13 protein-coding genes are annotated in these 20,597 nt (G+C 41.4%); 8 read left to right on the top strand and 5 right to left on the bottom strand.

What is annotated here, in order from left to right; genetic code table 11:
• Positions 1-11: 11 nt before the first annotated feature.
• The 3 genes from CWC18_RS11985 to CWC18_RS11975 form a co-directional block, all read right to left on the bottom strand.
• Positions 12-302 carry a hypothetical protein gene (locus CWC18_RS11985; protein WP_138675322.1) on the bottom strand — a complete coding sequence of 97 codons (291 nt, stop codon included), beginning with the start codon at positions 300-302 and terminating at the stop codon, positions 12-14.
• Between the two features lie 213 nt (positions 303-515).
• Positions 516-2,402: a PKD domain-containing protein gene (locus CWC18_RS11980; protein ID WP_138592986.1), complete on the bottom strand. Its 1,887-nt coding sequence runs from the start codon at positions 2,400-2,402 to the stop codon at positions 516-518.
• Positions 2,403-2,669: 267 nt separating this feature from the next.
• On the bottom strand, positions 2,670-4,040 hold the full coding sequence (locus tag CWC18_RS11975) for a hypothetical protein (protein WP_138592985.1): 1,371 nt from the start codon (positions 4,038-4,040) through the stop codon (positions 2,670-2,672).
• Between the two features lie 362 nt (positions 4,041-4,402).
• Here CWC18_RS11975 and CWC18_RS11970 point away from each other — a divergent pair, with 362 nt between their 5' ends.
• Positions 4,403-6,541 (top strand): TonB-dependent siderophore receptor, encoded by a 2,139-nt coding sequence (locus tag CWC18_RS11970; RefSeq protein ID WP_138675321.1) that lies wholly within the window; start codon positions 4,403-4,405, stop codon positions 6,539-6,541.
• A gap of 183 nt (positions 6,542-6,724) precedes the next feature.
• Here the strand turns inward: CWC18_RS11970 and CWC18_RS11965 are convergent, their stop codons facing one another.
• Both CWC18_RS11965 and CWC18_RS11960 read right to left on the bottom strand, forming a co-directional pair.
• Entirely contained in the window at positions 6,725-9,829 is a 3,105-nt protein-coding gene (locus tag CWC18_RS11965; protein WP_138675320.1) for an efflux RND transporter permease subunit, read from the bottom strand.
• A complete protein-coding gene (locus CWC18_RS11960; RefSeq protein WP_138592982.1) occupies positions 9,826-10,995 on the bottom strand; it encodes an efflux RND transporter periplasmic adaptor subunit in 1,170 nt (389 codons plus the stop codon). Before CWC18_RS11960 ends, CWC18_RS11965 begins: the two co-directional genes overlap by 4 nt.
• A 166-nt stretch (positions 10,996-11,161) precedes the next feature.
• Here CWC18_RS11960 and CWC18_RS11955 point away from each other — a divergent pair, with 166 nt between their 5' ends.
• The 7 genes from CWC18_RS11955 to CWC18_RS11925 all read left to right on the top strand — a co-directional run bounded on the left by CWC18_RS11955 (position 11,162) and on the right by CWC18_RS11925 (position 20,318).
• Complete coding sequence (locus tag CWC18_RS11955; protein ID WP_138592981.1) at positions 11,162-11,983, top strand: nicotianamine synthase family protein; 822 nt, start codon at positions 11,162-11,164, stop codon at positions 11,981-11,983.
• Positions 11,984-11,988: 5 nt separating this feature from the next.
• Positions 11,989-13,251, top strand: coding sequence for an MDR family MFS transporter (locus CWC18_RS11950; protein WP_138675319.1), 1,263 nt, complete (start codon positions 11,989-11,991; stop codon positions 13,249-13,251).
• 15 nt (positions 13,252-13,266) lie between these two features.
• Positions 13,267-13,719 (top strand): hypothetical protein, encoded by a 453-nt coding sequence (locus CWC18_RS11945; protein ID WP_138592979.1) that lies wholly within the window; start codon positions 13,267-13,269, stop codon positions 13,717-13,719.
• Positions 13,720-13,875: 156 nt separating this feature from the next.
• Positions 13,876-14,598, top strand: coding sequence for an ABC transporter ATP-binding protein (locus CWC18_RS11940; RefSeq protein ID WP_138675318.1), 723 nt, complete (start codon positions 13,876-13,878; stop codon positions 14,596-14,598).
• 59 nt (positions 14,599-14,657) lie between these two features.
• Complete coding sequence (locus tag CWC18_RS11935; protein WP_138675317.1) at positions 14,658-16,100, top strand: ABC transporter permease; 1,443 nt, start codon at positions 14,658-14,660, stop codon at positions 16,098-16,100.
• On the top strand, positions 16,087-17,463 hold the full coding sequence (locus CWC18_RS11930) for a DUF3526 domain-containing protein (RefSeq protein ID WP_138675316.1): 1,377 nt from the start codon (positions 16,087-16,089) through the stop codon (positions 17,461-17,463). The genes CWC18_RS11935 and CWC18_RS11930 overlap by 14 nt, the downstream gene beginning before the upstream one ends.
• 548 nt (positions 17,464-18,011) lie before the next feature.
• Positions 18,012-20,318: a M14 family zinc carboxypeptidase gene (locus CWC18_RS11925; RefSeq protein ID WP_138675315.1), complete on the top strand. Its 2,307-nt coding sequence runs from the start codon at positions 18,012-18,014 to the stop codon at positions 20,316-20,318.
• The last annotated feature ends 279 nt before the right edge of the window (positions 20,319-20,597 follow it).

Below are 20,597 nucleotides of genomic sequence, written 5' to 3'. Positions count from 1 at the left end.
CATCTGACATATCAGACATATATGGACACTCCCGGTATGTCAAACAAAATAACTCTGGCGGGGTAGAATAAACTATCTCGTTTTTTCATTTCGTCGCTGCCACTGTTTGACGTTTGACCCATTTGCAATAAAGCGTTGCTCTGACATATACCCGGGGGTTGCTCAAGAAATTGAGATAGGTCGATTTCTAACGTTGGTACTTTGTTGCTTTTTATATAACTTACTTTCTCGCCGCTACAGTCAGCGGTGACTTTAACTTCAATGAATATTTTTCCTACAGATGTTTCCAGTTCAACATCCATTTTGTATTTATCCAAGGAAGACTATACCGAACTTTGTAATATTTTGACGAGTTTTGGAGGTCGTATTTTGGTTTTACCCATGTACTTACATTTTACTGAAGGCAGTAATATTTGCTCTTGAGCAGCTAAATATTCTTGCGCGAAACGATGTAGAGCTGTAACCAAGTTAAGGTTAGTACCTTAACTTGGTTCAAACGGATTGGTTTAGATCGCTTAATTACAGTTTCTTAGCCACTTCCACACAGCCCATGTAGATGAGTAATCTGCTGGAGACTGAGCTTGTGTCCACCATTTCGCTTCATAAACACTGCCATTTTGAGACGCTTGGTCGCCTTTGAGGTAAACCGTTGAACTATCCCATGCGCCAACATTACAGTTGCTATCAGTAACGACAACTGAACGTGATTTAGTGGATTGCTCACCTTGTGCATCGGTCACTGTGAGTGTCACAGGGTAAGTACCTGCTGCAACATAGGCATGAGATGGGTTTTGCACTTGGCTGCTATTACCATCACCAAACGCCCATAAATACCCGATAACGCCTGAGTCATCTGTTGAAGCATCGGTAAAGTTCACTGTCAGGCCATTAGCTGCATATGAGAAGTCAGCAACAGGCGCTTGGTTACCCGTTGCTGTGACTGTCACCTCAACTACAGCACTGTCTTGTGCGTTGTCGTTATCTGTAACGACCAACGAGACGTTATATTTCCCGGCTTGCTGATAAGTATGTGTGACTAAACCAGCCGTCGTGCTTGTTGTACCATCACCAAAATTCCACGTGGTTGCGACAATATTACCGTCAGAGTCAGACGAGCCACTTGAATCAAAGCGACATGTTAATTCTGAACACTGTGTCGTAATCTGAGCAACTGGTGGGTTATTACCTGAGTTACCATTATCTCCTATTGGTAATACACCACCAAAATGGGTGGCTACTTGTGGCCAAATTAACTCGATACGTGTGCCGCGGTTTAATTTAGTTGTACACTGCGTGCTATTACCATAATGGTGTAAAGCAATTACATTGTTATTTTTTGCCGACAGTACAGGTGAACCTGAAGAGCCACCTATGGTGTCACATTTATAACCCATGTCGGTATTACTGCCACGACCCTCTGTGACGGTTTGGTCAATCTGACACAGTCCATTTGCGTTTAAGTCACTTTCAATTGCTAACTCTTTCGGGTTACCTGCACCGTGCTGAGGGATGTAGATACGCTCGCCTTGATTCTGTGCATTAGTATCTAACCCAAAGTGACCAAACTGTTTAATTTTTTCAAACTCTTGCACAGTAAATAAGGTGTAATCTAGCGCATAATCGGTGGCCAAAAGCTGATCGCCGTTTACTTTCACTGTGCTATTGGTTGTGCCAGTACCACAGCCTGTGCGCTGGTAATTAAACCACACTTCGACATTTTTGGTCTCTGCTGCACGACTAAAGCAGTGATTGTTGGTAAACATATGGTTGTCGGCACCAACACGCCATGCTGTACACAGGCTACGGCCCCCAATGAGCAGGCGTGCAACTGGGCGACTACGCTCATGCTCCACAGGATGAGATGTTTCCCAACAGGCAACGTCTTGGCGCTCGTTAACACCGCAAGTTGAGTTAGGCTGAATATCACCCCTTTCAAACATAGCGGCGCGTTCAGCCAATTCAAAATCAGAGAAGCCGGCATAGAAATCTTGTATTTCAACACCATGATTTTCGCTCCACTGTACTGAGCTAGGCGAAACTAAAGTGACTTTTACTGTATCGGATGATACTGACATTGCTGCAATGACATCGCTGTCACTGTGATCGTAACGATAGCTTTCTGTGCCTTCTAAATTACTGACTTCAATGTATGCGCCTTCAGGTAACGACAACTGAGCAAAGTTTATTTTAATAAACTGTGCATCAGGGTGATTAATAATATGCTCTTTAACATCTTGGGTGGTGATCCCAGCGTGCCCCGCATTAAGCGATAGCTGATGAGAGACAATTTTAGCGATGTCTGTTTTTTGCGCTGAAGCGTCTAATACACCAGCAAAAGTCGCTGATGACAAAAGTAATGCACATGCAGGAAGCACGGCCTTACGAACTTTACACGGTATCATAAGTTGTTATCCTTTAATTTTAGTTGTTGTGTTTTTGAACAAAACACAACAAATGTATGTTAATTAAAGGTTGCGATCAAGTTTTTTAAGTGTGACTTAATAGGGCCGGTACAGTATTTTTACCTTATAGAATTGATAACTTTACCCGTTTACTAGCTTTAAACGGTGGCACTTTTTTCCGCCGACTTTCAGCGAGTCAGTCAGAGGTTTTTGGCACTAATCTATGATTGACGCTTGTCAGTGTCACGTGACTGCTTCTTGAATGAATTACTCTGTAGCAGCCTCATCCATCAGCTCTATCGCAACAATTTCAGAACGGTTCATGGTCAGTTTGTAGCGTTCTATTTGTGTGCTGTGGTCGGTTGAAAAACGTAGTACAAGGTTAATTTGGTAGCGCCGTTCTACTGACTTTTTTGATATTTTTTGGCCTTCCAAAGCATAGAGCTTTCCAGCCCCTTTTTTAAGGTAGCGAACAAATGACGCCATGTTAAAAGTAATACGCTGCTGTACCTCCTCATACCCGGGTAAAAACTCACTGACATGAACCTGATTTTTACTGCAAAAGTGCATTAAATGCGCTGCTTGTTTATTTTGCTGTCTGCGCTGTTTGAGTAATTTATTTACGTCAGGAGGTACGTCTTTTTTACGAATGTGTTCAAGCCAAATGGTTTGTGTGCAGACGATATCGTCGTTTACTGAGTTTTTAAACTTATTACGCCATTTAGGACGTTTTCGCTGGATCCTGCGCCATGCCCATTGGGTTAAGTCTTCTTTGAATGTTTCTCTTAACCCGTAAATAACCCCCAGTAGGACAATAAGAGCAACAGTGACTTCTTGAAAATTAGAGCGGGCATTAAGCACAATAAACATCACAAATGCCATGATCACACCGGTTACGAGCCCTTTAACTAATCGTTTTAAATTTAAGGTTAAATCAGTGGTTTGTTTATTAAATACCACCCCATATTCAATCAGCCGTTCGAGTAACTTCATTTTATTGGTGATGCGATTTGGATCGTCTAATGTTACTTGCGAGTTATATGTTTGTTCAGTGCGATATTGGCTTTCTTGCTGACAAAAACCAATCAACGTGGCGCGCTCATCATTAAATTCACTCGATTTTGGACCTCCAGACAGTAACTTTAGGAATGTTTGCTCGGTATGCCAGCTCAGGTAGTTGTCGGCATTTTGAAAGTAGGGTTTGAGCTTGTTATCAGGTGGCGTGTAGCGCCTTAAATTTTTAAGTAAGCGCTCTGTTTGTTCTACCAATAAAGCAGCTGCTGGGAAGAATTCGTCGGGTTCTTTAAGTTGCAGTGTGGCTTTTACGTCGGCATCAAGCGCGATCCTGAGCTGGTAGCAAAATAGGTTTAGGTTGAGTCGGTAGCCGGTTTTTTCTCGTTTGTTTTGGCTTATAAAGCGACTTTGAACCAAGGGTAAATGCAGCTGCTCAGAGTAATAAGCACTGTGTGACTTTATATTGGCGTTAAAGAAATCAACTTCATTAAGTGTATCAGCATTGATCCCCATGTCTGTCGGGATTGAAAAATACAGGTCGAGTTGATTGGTTTCTTTAGGAAGAAGTTGATAGTTGATCTTGAAGGATAGATTCTCATCTTGGCTTAGCTTTGCTCTACTCACTCTTGGTAACTGCCTCCTGAGTTGAATGTTTCTTATAGTTTAGCACAAATGCTTGAGTTACATCGATTTATGTTGAATAACACGGCTTTATTTCGGTTGAAGCGGGCTAAGTATTATTGCATATCTTTTTATTCTTGAAAGGGCAGTGCAGTATCGAGCGGTTTTTGTGGCGATTGTTAAAGGTGACAGCTTAACCGAAATATCGCCAATTGAGCTGGTATAGCTTCTGACATTGCCAAATATTTATTCTATTTCAAGAGGTTTGTGATTTATTCAGTAAAGCGGATTAATTCTTAACAGCTTCTTATACTCATGGTAAAGTACCCAAAACGTTATAACATATCAAAAATAAAGGATTGATAATGACACCCTTAGTTTATGCTTGTCGTTTAAGCGTATTATCTCTTTCATTGGCTGCGGCTTTTTCTTCTCACGCAGCTCAAAACTCTCAAGATTCAGACGTAGAGAAAATAGAAGTAACCGGTGAGCGCCAAGCTTACCGTGGCGATTTTACCCATTTACAATCACCAGAAGCGATTCTCGAACTTGATGCTGATCTAATTGAAAATACCGGTTTGACTGGATTAACACAGGTTCTAGATTTATCGGCGTCAGTAAGCCGTCAAAATAGTTTAGGAGGGCTGTGGGATAGCTTTGCCATTCGCGGTTTTTTTGGTGATGAGAATGTACCCAGCGGCTATTTAGTGAATGGTTTTAACGCAGGTCGTGGTTTTTCTGGACCAAGAGATGCATCTGGTATCGAACGTGTTGAAATACTCAAAGGGCCAAAAGCGGCGTTATTTGGCCGTGGTGAGCCGGGTGGGTCAATTAATTTGGTAACTAAAAAACCAACTTTTGAGTCATCAAGTGAATTAGAATTAACCTTAGGTAGTCGCAAACATCAGCGTGTAGAAGCCGATGTTAATACGGTCATAGCTGATAATTTAGCGGGTCGTTTTATTGGTTTTTATCAGCAAGAAGATAGCTTTAGAGACACCATTGAAACACAAAAACAAGGGATTACTGCCTCATTTTTATTCGACCAAAGTGACCGCTCTACTTGGACATATGAATTAGAATATGCCGAGCAAGAGATCCCATTTGACCGAGGTGTTATTGCACCCGGCGGTAACTTTGATTTTATGCCTATTGAGCGTTTTTTAGGTGAACCAGGTGATGGCCCTACCACGACAATGGTGCACGGACATCAATTACAATGGCTATATGACCTAAATTCGGTATGGCAGTTGAGTTCTGCTGTGGCCTTTAGGCAAACTGAATTAGACAGTCTATCAAGTGATGCCGATATGTCACCTTCACGTCAAAAGCTGTTCTATGATGGTCAAACATTGACTCGTCAGCACAGAGAAAGGGCCTATGATACAGACCAATATGTCGCGCGCTTTGAAATCGCAGGTGATATTGAAGCAGGTGGCTTTAAGCATAATATTATTGCGGGTGTGGACTATGACCGATTTGAGTTTGATAGAGATTACCGCGTAGCACGTGCACCTAAACTTAGTACTAATCCAACTGATGCGCAGTTGTACGCACTGAATGTTCATAACCCTGTATATGGGCTGCATACACCGCCAACGCCAATGCCGGTGATTGTTCGCCAGCAAAATCAATCAGCAACAGGTTTGTATATTCAAGACCAAATTGCCTTGACTGATTCATTACAAATACGTGTGGGTGGCCGTTTTGATTGGCTAAAGCAAACAACGAATGACAAAGTGCGTAATATGACGCTTGAACAGTCTGAGCAACACTTTAGCCCGCAGTTAGGTTTGGTTTATCAGTTCACTGATAACTTTTCTTTATACTCAACGTATGGTGAAGGCTACCGCTTAAACTTTGGTGCTGACTATCAAGGCAATGGCTTTGAGCCGAACCAAACTGAGTCTATTGAACTTGGTACTAAGTGGTCATTATTAGATAATGCATTAGATATTACTCTTGCGTATTTTGATAGTGAGCAGACCAATATTATTGTGGCTGATATGCAAAACTTAGGATTTGAAACCGCGATTGGTGAAGCAAGTAGCCGTGGTATTGAATTAGATATTGCCGGCCAGTTACCTGCAGATGCTGAAATTCGTTTTTCATATACTTACTTAGATGCTCAAGTTGAAAAGGATGCCTTAGATACTGGTCTTTATGTGGGTATTAAAGCGGGTGATGATTTATTAAATATTCCTGAGCATTCAGCGAGCTTACAACTGAGTCAACATTACACCGTGTATGGTAATGACCTATCAGCAGGTTTGGGTTTCCAGTATGTTGATGAACGTTTAGGTCAACGTGGCAGTGATTTTTACTTGCCGTCGTATGTGGTATTTAACATGTTCGCTAAATACGACGTAAATAAAGCGTGGACCGTAAAAGCGCAAGTACACAATGCGTTTGACCGCACACACTATACTAACTCGTATACGCAAATGTGGGTTCAGCCGGGTGAGCCACGTAAGGTGCTACTTTCAGCCGCTTATAAGTTCTAATTTATAAGTTCTAATATAACCATGCCTTGGTAACTCGTTTACCAAGGCATGTCTTTTTATGGGCTCTTATTTTCTAGTTTTCTAAATTATTAGTTTTCTTCATTTTATGGTTGCTGATCACTTTTTTTAATACTCACTTCTTTTTAATATTTTTCTAGGTGTACTTTATACACTGACCCACGACTAAGCGTTTTGTATTTTGGACTTGTTCATCAAGGGTAAGTGCAGGCGTTTTACATCTTCTAGTACTGCATATAAACATGGCACCATGATAAGGGTTACCACCGTTGCAAAGAGCACTGAAAAGCTCAAAGAGATGGCGGTCGGGATCACAAATTGTGCCTGTAAGCTTGATTCGAACATGATGGGGACAAGCCCAAAAAAGGTGGTCAATGATGTTAGTAGGATTGCCCTAAAGCGTGAAATGCTTGCTTGTACGACGGCGTCGTTTAATGCAACCCCCTTGGTGCGATTTCGGTTTATGACATCAGTCATGACCAATGAATCATTTATTACCACACCTGCAGCTGCCACAATGCCAAAAACTGACATGATACTTAATGTGTAACCGAACAAGAAATGCCCCCATAAAGCGCCAATCACTGAAAATGGAATAACCGACATCACAATCAATGGCTGCACATAGCTTTTAAGGGGTAAGGCCAGCAGTAAGTAAATTACCAGCAAACCAATTAACGCAAAAGTCAGCATTTGGCTGCGTTCGTTGCGTTGATCTAACAAAGTGCTGCCGAGCTGAGTTGTCACACCAGTATAACGACTCGTCACCGCAGGTAGAATATTCGCTTCTATCTTGTTCGATACAGTATTTAACTGCGCTTGTTGTGCATCAACGTTCGCGCTGATAGTCACCACCTGAAAGCCTTGCTCTCGGTCTATTTTAGCGACACTTGGCGTTTCGATGGTCTTTGCAATATCACCAAAGAACACCTGCTCGCCATTAGGCAAAGTGATAAGGGTTTGCGCCAACGCGCTGATGTTCTCTCTGTCGGTGCGTGCGCCTCGTACCATAAATATGACTTCTTGGCCTTCACGCATAACGCGTTGCAGCTCAAGGCCGTAAAACTTAGCTGCGACTTGTTCTGTGACGGTTTTCGCATCCAGTTGTAGCTGATAAGCAATGGGCTTGAGTTTTACTTTGTATTCTGTTTGTGCGCTGTCCATCGAAGAATAAACACTGTGTATGCCTTTTATTTGAGTCAGCTGGGCAATAAAGTCTTGGCTGGCACGCTGTAATGTTTGTATATCGTCTGCAAACAGCCGGTATTCCAAATCTCCTTTTTCTGCAATATCAATAACGTCTGACTCAATGGTGAACTTTTTCACACCCGGTATGTTTGGCAATTCAGCTTGCCAGCGCTTGGCGAGTTCGAATGTGTCGAACGGACGGTCTGCTTCTCCAACCAATGGCACCACAATTTCAGCCTCAGTTAGGTGATCAATACGGGTGTACATCGTTCTCATCATCGGCTGATTAGTTTGTGCAATGGTGTCACGCTCCACACGCTGGATCATCGCTTCAATTTCTTTTACGGCAGCCAAAGTTTGTGCTTCGGAAACATTTTGGTTCATTCGAATATTAATAGAAGGGAAGTCGTGTGGCACTTTGGGTACTGCCACAAATCGTACTAACCCCGTAACGATTAAACAGACAGTTATAACGAGCAGTGAAACAAACGCTAAAATAACGGCATATCGGTGATGAATACATGATGTTAATACTGGTTTAAAGCGGCTGTTTAATAGGTGTTGCAGTCGGTTATTAAAACGCACTCGCCAATGCGAGCTTGCAAGGCTAGGCATACGAGTGTGGGCAAGGTGCGCGGGTAAGATCAATTTAGATTCTACTAAGCTGAACAGTAAACATAAAATACAGACTCCCGCGATAGCAATAAATTGCCCTGAGTTGGGTCCCGTACTTAACATAAATGGCATAAATATAGCGATGGTGGTCAACACCCCAAATGTGGCCGGTATAGCCACTTTATGCGTGCCGAGTATTACTTGCTCGTTGTCATGGCCATGGCTTTCAACTTGGTCACAGACACTTTCACCTATGACTATCGCATCATCAACTACGATGCCCAGTACCATAATAAAGGCAAATAAAGACACCAAGTTAATCGTGATGCCAAACCATGGCATTAACCAAAAAGCGCCAAGCATTGAGACTGGCAGGCCAATCATCACCCAAATCGCAAGTCGTGTTCGTAAAAAGACAGCCAGCAGAATAAATACTAAAATAGCACCTTGAGCAAGGTTCTCTAGCATCATGTTTAAACGGCCTTCTAAGTAAAATGTTACATCAACAAACTCATAGAGTTCAATTTCACTGGGTAGCGTTCGGCGTTTTTCATCTAGGTAGGCTTGCGCGGTGGTAACAACGTGTGTGAGTGATTGCTCTTTTGACGCATCGACCATGATGTAAACGGCACGTTCGCCATTAAGCCGACCTTCATCTAAGGTTTCGGTAAATCCATCTTTGATGGTTGCAATGTCTTTTAAACGAATGGTCTCACCTAGTAAGCCAGAAACCACAGGAACATTTAACAGGTCATCGCCATGGTAACGACGTTCTTCTAATCTTAAATAAATATTACCGTTAGAAGTTTTAATATGCCCTGCTGACAGGTTGTCTGAATGGGACTGTATGGCTTGGACTACTTGTGACAAACTAAGGCTGAATTCTCGTAATTTTATTGGTGAAATCTCAATAGACACTTCATAGTTTGGCATTGCAGATAAGTTAACATGGGAAATGTCTTTGAGCTGTAATAGCTCTGTTTTGATCTCATTCCCCAGCTTTTTAAGTAAGCGGGGATCTGACAAACCTGACACCACAATACTGAGGGCACGCTGCTGTTGCGCATTTTCAAAAATAAGTAGCGGCTCCATTGCAATTGGGAAGCTGGCAATACTGTCTAACTTGAGTTTTATTTCATCGAGTCTAGCAGCAATGTTTTCACCGCTATTGAGCTCAACTTCTACTTTGGCCTGTGATGGCGTTGCGCTGCTCAATACCCGTTTTATTCCTATTTGAGGTTTTAAGGCCTGCTCTATTTTTAACAGTATATTTTCTTCAACCTCTTTAACGGATGCCCCTAACTGAGTCGCTTGAATAGTGACTTTATGATTATCAGATACTGGAAAGGTTTGTCGCTGTATACTTTGATAACTCAATACGCCCATACATACTATCAATAACATTAATAAGTTTGCCGCGACAGGATGACGTACAAAGTAGGCGATAAAACCATGTTGTTGGGTCATTGTTTGTCTCCTCGTTCGGCTAGCTGGGTATCGTGAGGCCAGCGTTTAACTTGCATGCCTGATTGAGGGTACTCAGGGAGTTGAGTAACGATCTGGTGGTTGATCCCTGTTGGTGCGTTAAGCAATGCAAAACCGTACTCTTCTCTTACTACTGTCACTGAGTTTTTTACTAAGGTGCCATCCGTATTGAGTAGCCACAGTGTTTGGTTTTTGATCCACTCCTGAGGCACCTTGATAACATTTTTAAGGATTTTACCTGGTATATTTACGGCCAGGAATTGGCCAAAATAGAGTGGCGCTTCTTGGCTGTTGAGTGCATAGGGGTCGTCAACCTTGACGATGTAGTAAGCCATTCTTGTTACATCATTAAATTGACCTGTGTGGCGAGTTAAAATGCCTTGTCGTTGCACATTGTCACTGTGGACTTGCACGTTATTTGCTGGGAGGGCAGGAATAAAGGGTTGTTCAAATCCAGCTATGGGAATATGTATTTCTCCGTAGCTTAAATTCACGATTTGTCCTAGCATCTCTCCTTTTGAAATAACTTGTCCAAGGCCTATGCTACGTGCTGCTATGAGGGCATCATAAGGCGCGAAATACTGAGTTCGAGAGAGATTTTTTTCAGCCAGAGACAGACTGGCTTTTGCTGCTTTTAGCTGTGCTCGTGCACTCGCTACTTGTGGCTCTCTTAGGGCTAAAGCGGGGATATGTGCACGGTTAGCCCATTCTTTTTTAGCGACTTCAGCCTTGGCGAGCTCTTCAGATAAGTGGGCTTGTGCTAAGGCAAAGCTTGCCTGTTTTTCTAAGACTTGCGTTTTATAATCAAACGGATCCAGCGTCGCGAGTAAATCGCCTTGTTTAACAATGCCTCCTACGACAAAGTTTGGATGCAAAGACGCCACTTTACCTGACAGTTCGAAGGCAATATCAGTCTGCTCTGCGGGCTTAAACACACCAGATAGGCGAAGCGTTGTTTGATAATCAATAGGGCTAATTGTACGCGCAGAGACTTTTGGCCGAGTATCTACTTCAGGATTAAGTTGTACGGTGTCACTTGCCATTGTAAATAGCCCAACACAAGCGATAACGCCGCTAAGCAACACCAACAGCAGGATACAAACGCGTTTGTGGCGAATAAAAAATGACGTGTTTTTTGTAATTGTCATGCCTAAGTCTCTATTACTAATTTATGTTAAAAGTAAACTTATTGTTACCAACCTGGTTTAAGGTACTAAGATTAATGAAAATAATCATAAAAACCAATTTACACACAGGTAACTCATGGGTTATGTTATAACATAAAAATAGGGACAATGCAGTAACAACTAACTTATGAACATACCTCACTCTGTAACTACCCATGCGGACTTGATAGCCGATGGGTACAAAAATATTAAAGCGATGTCTGCACTTTCAATCACGCCAGACAGCATGGTTAAATTTCATGGATTTTTAGATTTACTGTCGAATGAACACGGCAGCGAATTTGCAGAACATGTGTTGGCGCAACCGCAAATTCAAGACATTAAACCTGGGATCCAGCAGCTGTTTAGCCAGGCGTCGAGTTTGTATGAAAGGCACTGGGCAGAACGACTGGTAGAAAGCGAAGATGCACTCGCGCTATTAACACAAGAATACCCGTATTATCAGCATTATGAGCGAGCTACAACCCTTGAGATAAGTGCGATTAACTCACTATCGAGTGATGCTGTGAATCGGGTGCTTATGGTTGGATCGGGCGCTTTACCACTGACATCTTTGGCTTTGTTTAATGCGGGGTTAGCCGTAGATAACCTTGATATTAATCAACCTGATTTGTTATTAGGCAAATCTGTGTGTGACGCGTTACAGCCAGATAATCAAATGGCATTTATTCACAACGACGTATGTGTGCAAGAACAGCTAGACCAGTATGATGTAATATGGCTTGCTGCTTTGGTGGGTGATGAAAAAATCAAAGGCAAAATTATTCAGCACTTATTTGAAAACATGCGCCCTGGTGCGCATTTAGTCATTCGCACTGCGTATAATTTGCGTACATTGCTTTATCCAAGTACCAATGAACAAGCTCTGTTGCCATTTCAGCTAAAATTGAAAGTACAAACTTACGCAGATAATTTTCATTCTATTTTGATAGCTCAAAAGCCTGAGTGACCTCAATGTCTATTTTTTCATCTTATTTAAAACTCAGTAGCCAATACCGTTGGATGTTATCTGCGGCGTTTATCTTTAATCTGGGTTTTTACATGCTGATCCCATTTCTGGCTGGTTATTTAAAGCAAGATTTACTGCTCAGTGCCACCTTGGTTGGTATTGTTTTGGGCGTTCGCTCATTTTGTCAGCAAGGTCTGTTTTTAGTCGGAGGGCTACTCGCTGATTTATATGGTGCGAAGCCACTGATTGTCATTGGTTGCTTATTGCGTGCGATTGGCTTTTGCTTATTTTTATTTGCAGATGTTATCCCTATGCTATTTCTTGCGGCGTTTTTAACGGGCTTTGCTGGTGCATTATTTACCCCTGCAGCTCAAGCGTATTTTGCTAAACAAGAGATGTTAAGCAGAGCACAAATGTTTTCGCTGGTGGGGGTTGCACGAAACGGTGGTGAGCTCTTAGGGCCTGTGTGTGGCTTATTACTTCTGAATGTTGGGTTCGACATTTTATGCGCCGCAGCCGCGCTGCCATTTTTACTTTTTACCATTGTTTTTTGTGTTTTATTACCTAGCGCGTCGAAAGTAAAGAGCGCAAAGCCAGTCTCTAGTACGGGTGAAAAGAGTAATATTAAAACGATGGTGTCGGGTGTACTTGGCAACCGAGCGTTTTTAAAGTTTTCAGCCATTATGATGGGATATTTTATGCTCATCAATCAAATCTCGTTTGCGATCCCAATTCATATTGTTAATCAAGCGGGTGCGCAACAGGATGTTGCGTGGGTACTTACCTTATGTGCGATTATCTCTATTTTTTTACAATTTCCAGTGACCAGAATCTGTGAGCGTTGGTTAACGCCACAGCACTGGATCAGTATTGGTATTGCATTAATGGGCTTATCTTTCGCTACTTTAATACCCAATTGGCCATTTCAAACGGGCTTACTTTATTACGTCCCATTGAGTGTACTTGCAGTCGTTTTTACTGTCGGTACTATGGTGAGTTTTCCCTTTATTATGAGCCAGATATCTGATCTGGCAAACAACAAGTCTGTGGCCACTCATTATGGGTTTTTCTACCTATTTGCTGGCATTGGGCTTATTGCGGGCAGCAGTATCGTTGGTTTTGCATTTGACCTTGCTGATATTAGCGAACAATTAGCATGGTATTGCTTAATGGCTACTGGCCTAGTAACCGCAGTATTACATACGCTGCTAATGCACAAACATGTCGAGCAAGAAGACAGTCAGTTAACAAACCCATCTACTCATTAAGTTAAGGAACACATTATGATTCAACTTACTTCAGATCAGCAGCGTGCGTATATGTCAGACTATTTAGAAAATGGCTGGCGTGAAGAAAGAATGTCATTTAGCTCTGTCTCACTAGAGCCTGGATATATCGATGGCCGTATTGATGTTGAACACTTTCAAATGCCAGGTGATGGTCAATTTCACTTTAGTGCACAAAGCGCCATGATTTGGATTTCTCAGCTTGGCATTATTTACGGTTGCTGGGATAACCAAATGACGAAAAAAGCAGGGGAAGTGTACTTACGTGATTTAGATATTAAATTTAAGCGCTCAATAAATACCACTGAAGCAGTTCGGTTTGAGGGCTTTTTTCCAAAGCATTGTAAAAAACAGCTTTCAGAGGGGTTGGTGTATTATAAGAATGCGCAAATTCACGTTGAGGGCGGTGCTTTCACAGGCACGGCTAGCTTTTTAGTACCTACTATGTAATTTAAATTGTTTCTATTTAAACAACGGTTGTTATGTTATAACTAAACATTGTTGGTCATTTTCCCAAGATCCCGCTTCAGCGAGAGGTGTATGTACTAAATTTCAAACGTACATGACCCTAGCTGCAAGCGGATTTTTCGTTAAAGGAGTGTTTTTGTGTTAGAAGCCATAAATTTAAGTAAATCATTTTCCGATAAACAAGTGCTCGATAACCTGAATTTTACGGTGGCACCGGGTGAAATTATGTGTCTATTGGGCGCAAATGGTGCCGGTAAAAGCACCACGCTCAATTTATTCCTTAATTTTTTGCACCCTGACAGTGGTCAAGCCTTAATCGATGGCGCAGACGTTCATAGTAATAACAGCAGCAAAGACAAACTGGTCTACTTGCCAGAACAAGTTAACCTTTATCAAGAGTTTAATGCCATAGATAATTTAAAGTATCTTGCCAGCTTATCGGGTCTACAAGTTTCAGATGAGCAAATCAATGCTGCATTAGATGAAACTGGGTTGGAGCAAAGTGCCCGTAAACACTCTTTGAAAAGTTACTCGAAAGGCATGCGACAAAAAGTGGGGATTGCTTTTGCCATTATTCGTCAAGCAAAAGTGTTGCTACTAGATGAACCGACTTCAGGCCTTGATCCGAGTGCGACACGTGAGTTTATAAAAATTATTGAGCAACTGGCTAATAAGGGAGCCGCGATTTTGATGGTAACGCATGACTTTTATTGTGCGCACACCTTAGCCAATAAAATAGGCATTATGGATAAAGGGCAACTTCTGACATTGCTAGATAATAAGCAGCTTTCGATCAACACATTAGAAAATAAATATCATGAGTTGATTTCAGGGACAAGCGTCGTCCGAAAGGCGAGCTAATCGAGTTTAATTAGTACCTTACATGATTGTGAAAGTATTCATACAGGAAGTACATCTACATGATTAATAAAAAAGTAATGAAGATATTTCGACATGAGCTGGCCAGTAAGCGCAAAAGCCCCAGCTTATGGCTACTCTTCATCATGATCCAATTGCTATTGGCTGTTGCTTTGTATACGGGTTGGCAACAATTTCAACACAGTGTGAAAACCCAAACCGCAGCGCAAACTTTAGTAGAGCAACAGTGGCAAGCCCAGCCTGATAGGCACCCACATCGCGTGGCGCATTTTGGGCATTTTGCATTTCGTCCACCTAGTGCACTGAGCTTTTTTGATTTAGGCGTTAACGCATGGGTAGGAGACAGTATTTTTTTAGAGGCACATAAACAAAACAGTGCCAATTTCGCCAACGATCAAGACGGCGGAACATTGCTACGCTTTTCAGAGCTAAGCAGTGCCAATATATTGTTAACGATTTGGCCACTACTGATCATTGGTTTAGGATTTGCCAGTATTAGTGGCGAGCAAAAGAGCGGCACGTTACGACAATTAATGTCGATGGGGGTGTCTTTTAGAACGCTCATCGTAGGTAAAAGTCTCAGTTACTTGTTTTTATCTGTGTTGTTTATTTTACCGGTATTTATATTTTCATTGGTGTTGGCGACGAATGCAGGCGCTGCATTTTCCTCTGAAGGGGTTATTAGGCTACTCCTTTTATTTGGTGTGTATTTGCTCTATTGCTTATTTTGGATAGGCCTAACACTGCTCATTTCAAGTTATGTCAAAGAACCAAAACAAGCGTTGGTATTATTGACGTCTATATGGTTTATATTGACCATATTAATGCCGCGTATGCTGGCTGAATTTGCTCATAATCAATATCCGCATCAAAAACGAAATGACTTTGAATTGACGGTAAAACTAGACAACCGCAAGGTGGGTAATAGTCATAATCCAGATGATCCATACTTTAATCAATTTAGAGCTGACACGTTGAAAAAATACGGGGTCGATTCTATTGAGGAGCTACCTATCAATTATAAAGGGTTGGTGATGCAAGAGGGCGAAAAGTTAAATGCGCAGATCCACAATAAGCATTATAATAAGCAGCTCGCACAGTTCTCTGCTCAGCAGCAGTTTATTCGTCAATTCTATTGGTTAAATCCTTATTTGTTTGTACGCGATTTTTCGATGGCATTAACCCGAACTGATGCAAAGCACTTTTTAGATTTTGAGCAACAGGCTGAAGCGCACCGTTATGCAAGAATTCAAAAATTAAATAAGCTCCATACGCATGAGATCCACCTTCATAATGACAGAGACCAAAAGGTACATAAATCTTATTGGCAAGAATTTAAGCCCTTTCATTATCAAGCACCTAATTTAAATTGGTCGCTTAACCCCTTTTCTTGGTTATGGTTACTGCCGCTGTGCGTGGTGGTGCTTATGTTTATCACGTTAAATAGCAAAGTTATGCAGCGGAGGATTTATGCTACTGTTTAAACTTGAATGTATGAGACTCTTCTCAGGCAAGATCAATAAGTTGGTGCTGATCCTTTTTGTGATATCTGGGGTGTTTGCCATATACCAAGGCGCGCAAGGCTATAAAAACATTCGTATTGATCAATACAAATCGAAAATTGTGTTTCAAAAAGAGCGTGAACATGTCACTCAGCGTGAATCTTTACCGGAAGCAGGCTCATTGGCTTATTATGCCAGCGCGCCAACGAAATGGCAGTTAAGTCCTTGGGCAGCTTTGTTCGTTGGAGAAAGTCAATCTTCGATGGTGGCAACAAAAATTCGTGCTACTGCACTACAAAGTCAAATATTTAATCGAGAGACAGTGAACCCTTCTCAGCAACGAACGGGGGGGCTCGATTTAGGTTTTGTACTGGTCTATCTATTACCTTTGGTGATTGGGATCATGACCGTAACTTTAATTTCGGATGAACAACATGCGGGTCGTTGGCGACTTCTTAATGCATTACCAAAGAGCGCATTTAGTCAAGTATGTAAGCAAATTGCATTACGGTTTGCTGTTATTTGGTTACTGGTATTGAGCTTGCTCGTAAGTGCCGCGTTGCTGTTATCTTTACCCTTTGATGCGGCTTTTTGGGTAGTACTGCTAGCAACCAGTGTATACATGTTGTTCTGGTTTTCAGCCGCTGGGTTGATCATGAGCTTTGGGAAAAGCAGTGTGGTGAATAGCTTGGCATACTTGAGTAGCTGGGTGTTATTTGCAATGTTGATCCCTGGTGCTGTGCATTTGTACTTATCGAGTCAGTTTCACAGCGAAGCGCCATTAAAAATGAGCTTAGAGCAGCGTATGGTGCTTAATAATGGGTGGGATCAAGACCAAAACAAGCAGGCCATTTTGGATGAGTTCTTACAGCATGAACCACATTGGCAAGACACGGCTCCGTTGGGCGATGCATTTGAATGGAAGTGGTATTATGCTCAACAGCATATGAGTGACTTAGCGGTGCACGATCTGTGGTTGAGTTTTGTAGAGAATCACCAAGCACGTTACCAGCAATTACAGAATTTAAGCTTACTCTCACCTGCGTTGTTTTTTCAGTTACAATTGAATCAACTTGCTAACACAAGTAGTCGAGATCACGCTGAATATCAGCAGCAGATTGTTGATTATCACAAAGAGATAAGACATTTCTTCTATGATTATCTATTTTTTGATAAGTCGATATCGAAAGATGATATTGACAATTTTATCCTCTTTGCACCCAGTGATAAAACCCAGAGAAAAAGTGATACTCTGACGATATGGCACTTTGCGATGGGTACTTTTGTTATTTTTGTCATTATGATGTTTGCAGTGACTCGGTTAAAGCAGCTTAGCCCAACTTAATTTAATCTTTACAGACTGAGAGTATGAAGTTGAGCGCTTCATACTCTCAGTGAAGTTTTAAGGCATATGAATTAAACCTCGTTTTTCTTCACGTATCTAATCACCTTGACTCTTGAATACTGCTCCTTCCATTTAAGTTATTTTTACTTTATTTGAGCCTTAGATCTTCCTTTAAAATCGTCATTATGTTGAAGCGTTTGAGTCAACATTATTCATATGTTCAGCTTGAGTATATGGATTCTAATAAATAGGTGCCTACAAATAATTCTTTAGTGTTATTTTTATTGTTGAATATACCAACCTTCACGATAGAAAGAAAAATACCTTAGTATGATTTTTTTGTTGAGTTTCTGTTTTAAAAAAGCGGTTTAAATAGAGTCGAGTTTTTTGCTAGTGAGCAAATAGCTTGACACCTATTTATGATTTATATGGTTGTTAATAAAGTGTTTTACTGCGCAATAATTTAATAATAGGGTCTTGACGTAGTTTTACAATCTGCTTTTTTGATAGTAGTTTAGCGCTTAAACAATAACAAAAAGGAATAATCGATGAGAGTCGTTTTTGTAATAATTTCACTTCTGATCTCTTCCATACCGAACGTATCTTTTGCCCACAAGAGTAATTTTGTCAATTATAGCGTGAAGGTTTCAACAGTACTGGATGCCTATAAATTGGCGCATCAATATCATGATTCACTCTTAGAAATACAAGGGGATATGTTGATATTAAACCTTTCAGAAAAAGAGTATCTCCAACTGAAAAATACGGATCATGTCGTCTATATTGGTGTAAATAATGACCATGTATTTGACAGCCGAATTAAGCGTAACTCACTGACCAAATTAGTAAATAAATCGAGTGATAGTAATGTTGAACTCACTATACCTGAGTTTGAATGTTATAACACTGTGGAAGGTACGTATGCGGAGGCCAAGTCTCTGGCAATCGCCCATCCTGAGTTAGTCCAATGGAAAAAAATAGGGGAGTCTTGGAAAAAAACGCAAAAAGAATCCGGGTATGACTTAAATGTACTGGTAATAGGGGCTGATCAAAAAAATTCAAATAAGCCAAAACTATTCTTACAAAGTGGGTTACATGCCAGAGAATATGCGCCTGTTGCGTTAAATCTTGCATTTGCAAAGTACTTGATAACAAATCAGGGGGTTGATCCTGAGGTAGATTGGATCCTTGACAATACTGAAATTCATTTACTGTTGGTTGCCAACCCCGATGGTCGAAAAAAGGCCGAAGAAGGGCTATGGTGGCGCAAAAATACCAATAACAATTATTGCAGTGACGAGCCAAATCGTATGGGTGTAGATTTAAACAGAAACTACACTTTTAATTGGTTTTCGATAGAAAACGGCTCAAGTGGTGATGAGTGTATGAGTACCTTTCGAGGCCATGAAAAAGGCTCTGAGCCTGAAATTCAAGCAATAGAAGCATACGTCAAAAGTATCTTCCCAGATAGCAGAGGACCCAATGTCAATGATGCAGCACCGACCAGTACGCCGGGTTTATTCATTGATATTCATAGTGCTGGTGGAATGGTGATGTGGCCGTGGAGCACAACGGTTGATCCTGCGCCTAATGCAGCTGGTTTACAGCGCTTGGGGAGGCGTTTTGCGGCGATAAATGGATACCGTGCTTTCCAAAGTTCTAACCTGTACCCTGCTGATGGTGTTAGCACAGGGCTTGGCTATGGCGAGCTTGGTATTGCTTCAATTATCTTCGAGATAGGCACGCAATTTTTTGAGTCTTGCCAAACTTATGAGCAGGAGGTGCTACCGAATAACTTACGTGCGTTAATGTATGCAGCTAAAGCAGCGATATCACCTTATACCATTACTAAAGGGCCAGAGGTGGTTGGTATACGGTTGGAAGGTTCAGGTCAAAAGCCTGTCCCATCGGGCACGAACATTAATTTAAAAGCCAATGTATCTGATGCGTTGTTTAGGCAGCTTGCGGACGAAACTTTGGAAGCTTCACAATCGATTAAACAAGTCTTATTGACTATCAGTCATGTGGATACGGCAGAGGTGACCAAGGAGATACAATTATCGGCTGCTGACGGTGAGTTTGACTCGAATAATGAGCTGATCAGCTATGTGTTAAATACAGAAAATTGGTCTGAAGGCCGTTATAGCTTGTATATGAAAGCACAGGATCAAGATGGCAATTGGGGGACGGTTAAAGGTGCTAGCTTAGTGATTGACAATAATATCGAAAATCAAAATGTACTCCCGACAGCTGATTTTTCTTTCGAATGTGCAGATTTAGAATGTATTGTTTCTGGTGATAAAAGTACAGATGACGGAGAGTTAACCTATAGATGGCTGATTAATGATCGGGCCCCGCTTTTTGGTAAATCGGTGTCTTTCAACTACTATGAAACAGGGGAGTACAAAATTGTACTACAAGTTGAGGATGAGTTTGGCTTTGTTGCTAGCACAGAAAAGACCTTAACATTACAAGGGATCATAGAGCCGGTTGCAGTGCTTGAATATAGTTGTGATGGGTTAATATGTGATTTTGACTCTAGTAAGAGCAGTGATACGGATGGCCAAATTACACATCTAGAGTGGTATATTGATGGAATATATCAAGCAGATTATAGGGAAGCGACTTTTCAATATGAATTTCCTGTAGCAGGGACTTACGTTATCGGTTTGTTCGTCGTAGATAATCATAACGCCTACGACTTCAAAGAAATTAGCGTCGAAGTGAAGGATAAGCCAGTGCCCGTCAAAGCGATTGTCAAGCCTGTTAAAGAGGCGAGTAAATCAGGCGGTGCATTGATGGTTTTACTGACTTTACTCATAAGTTGTTTTTATATTCGACGAAGATGGTATTAGGATCTGCAGGTTAATTTAATCGAGAGGGCAAGCTTATAAATGTGAAGACCTATTGAGTTTTCACATTTATTTATGTTAGGTCACTGTTTATTAAAATGCCTATTAAATAGATCATCAGCTATATAAATGAAGGTAATGATGAGTGTGATGTAAGGAAGTTAGGCTGTAATATTAACCTTCTGTCATGCCAGTGCGTCTTTCTATATAAAGGCTGACCAATAAAGATGGCAGGTATAATTCACGGTAGAGTCCAGGTTGATAGGCGCTGTATTACAGCGA

Source organism: Pseudoalteromonas aurantia (genome assembly GCF_005886875.1).
Taxonomy (GTDB): Bacteria; Pseudomonadota; Gammaproteobacteria; order Enterobacterales; family Alteromonadaceae; genus Pseudoalteromonas; species Pseudoalteromonas aurantia_A.
The sequence above is the reverse complement of the archived record's forward strand: the minus strand, read 5'-3'. Positions and strand labels throughout refer to the sequence as shown.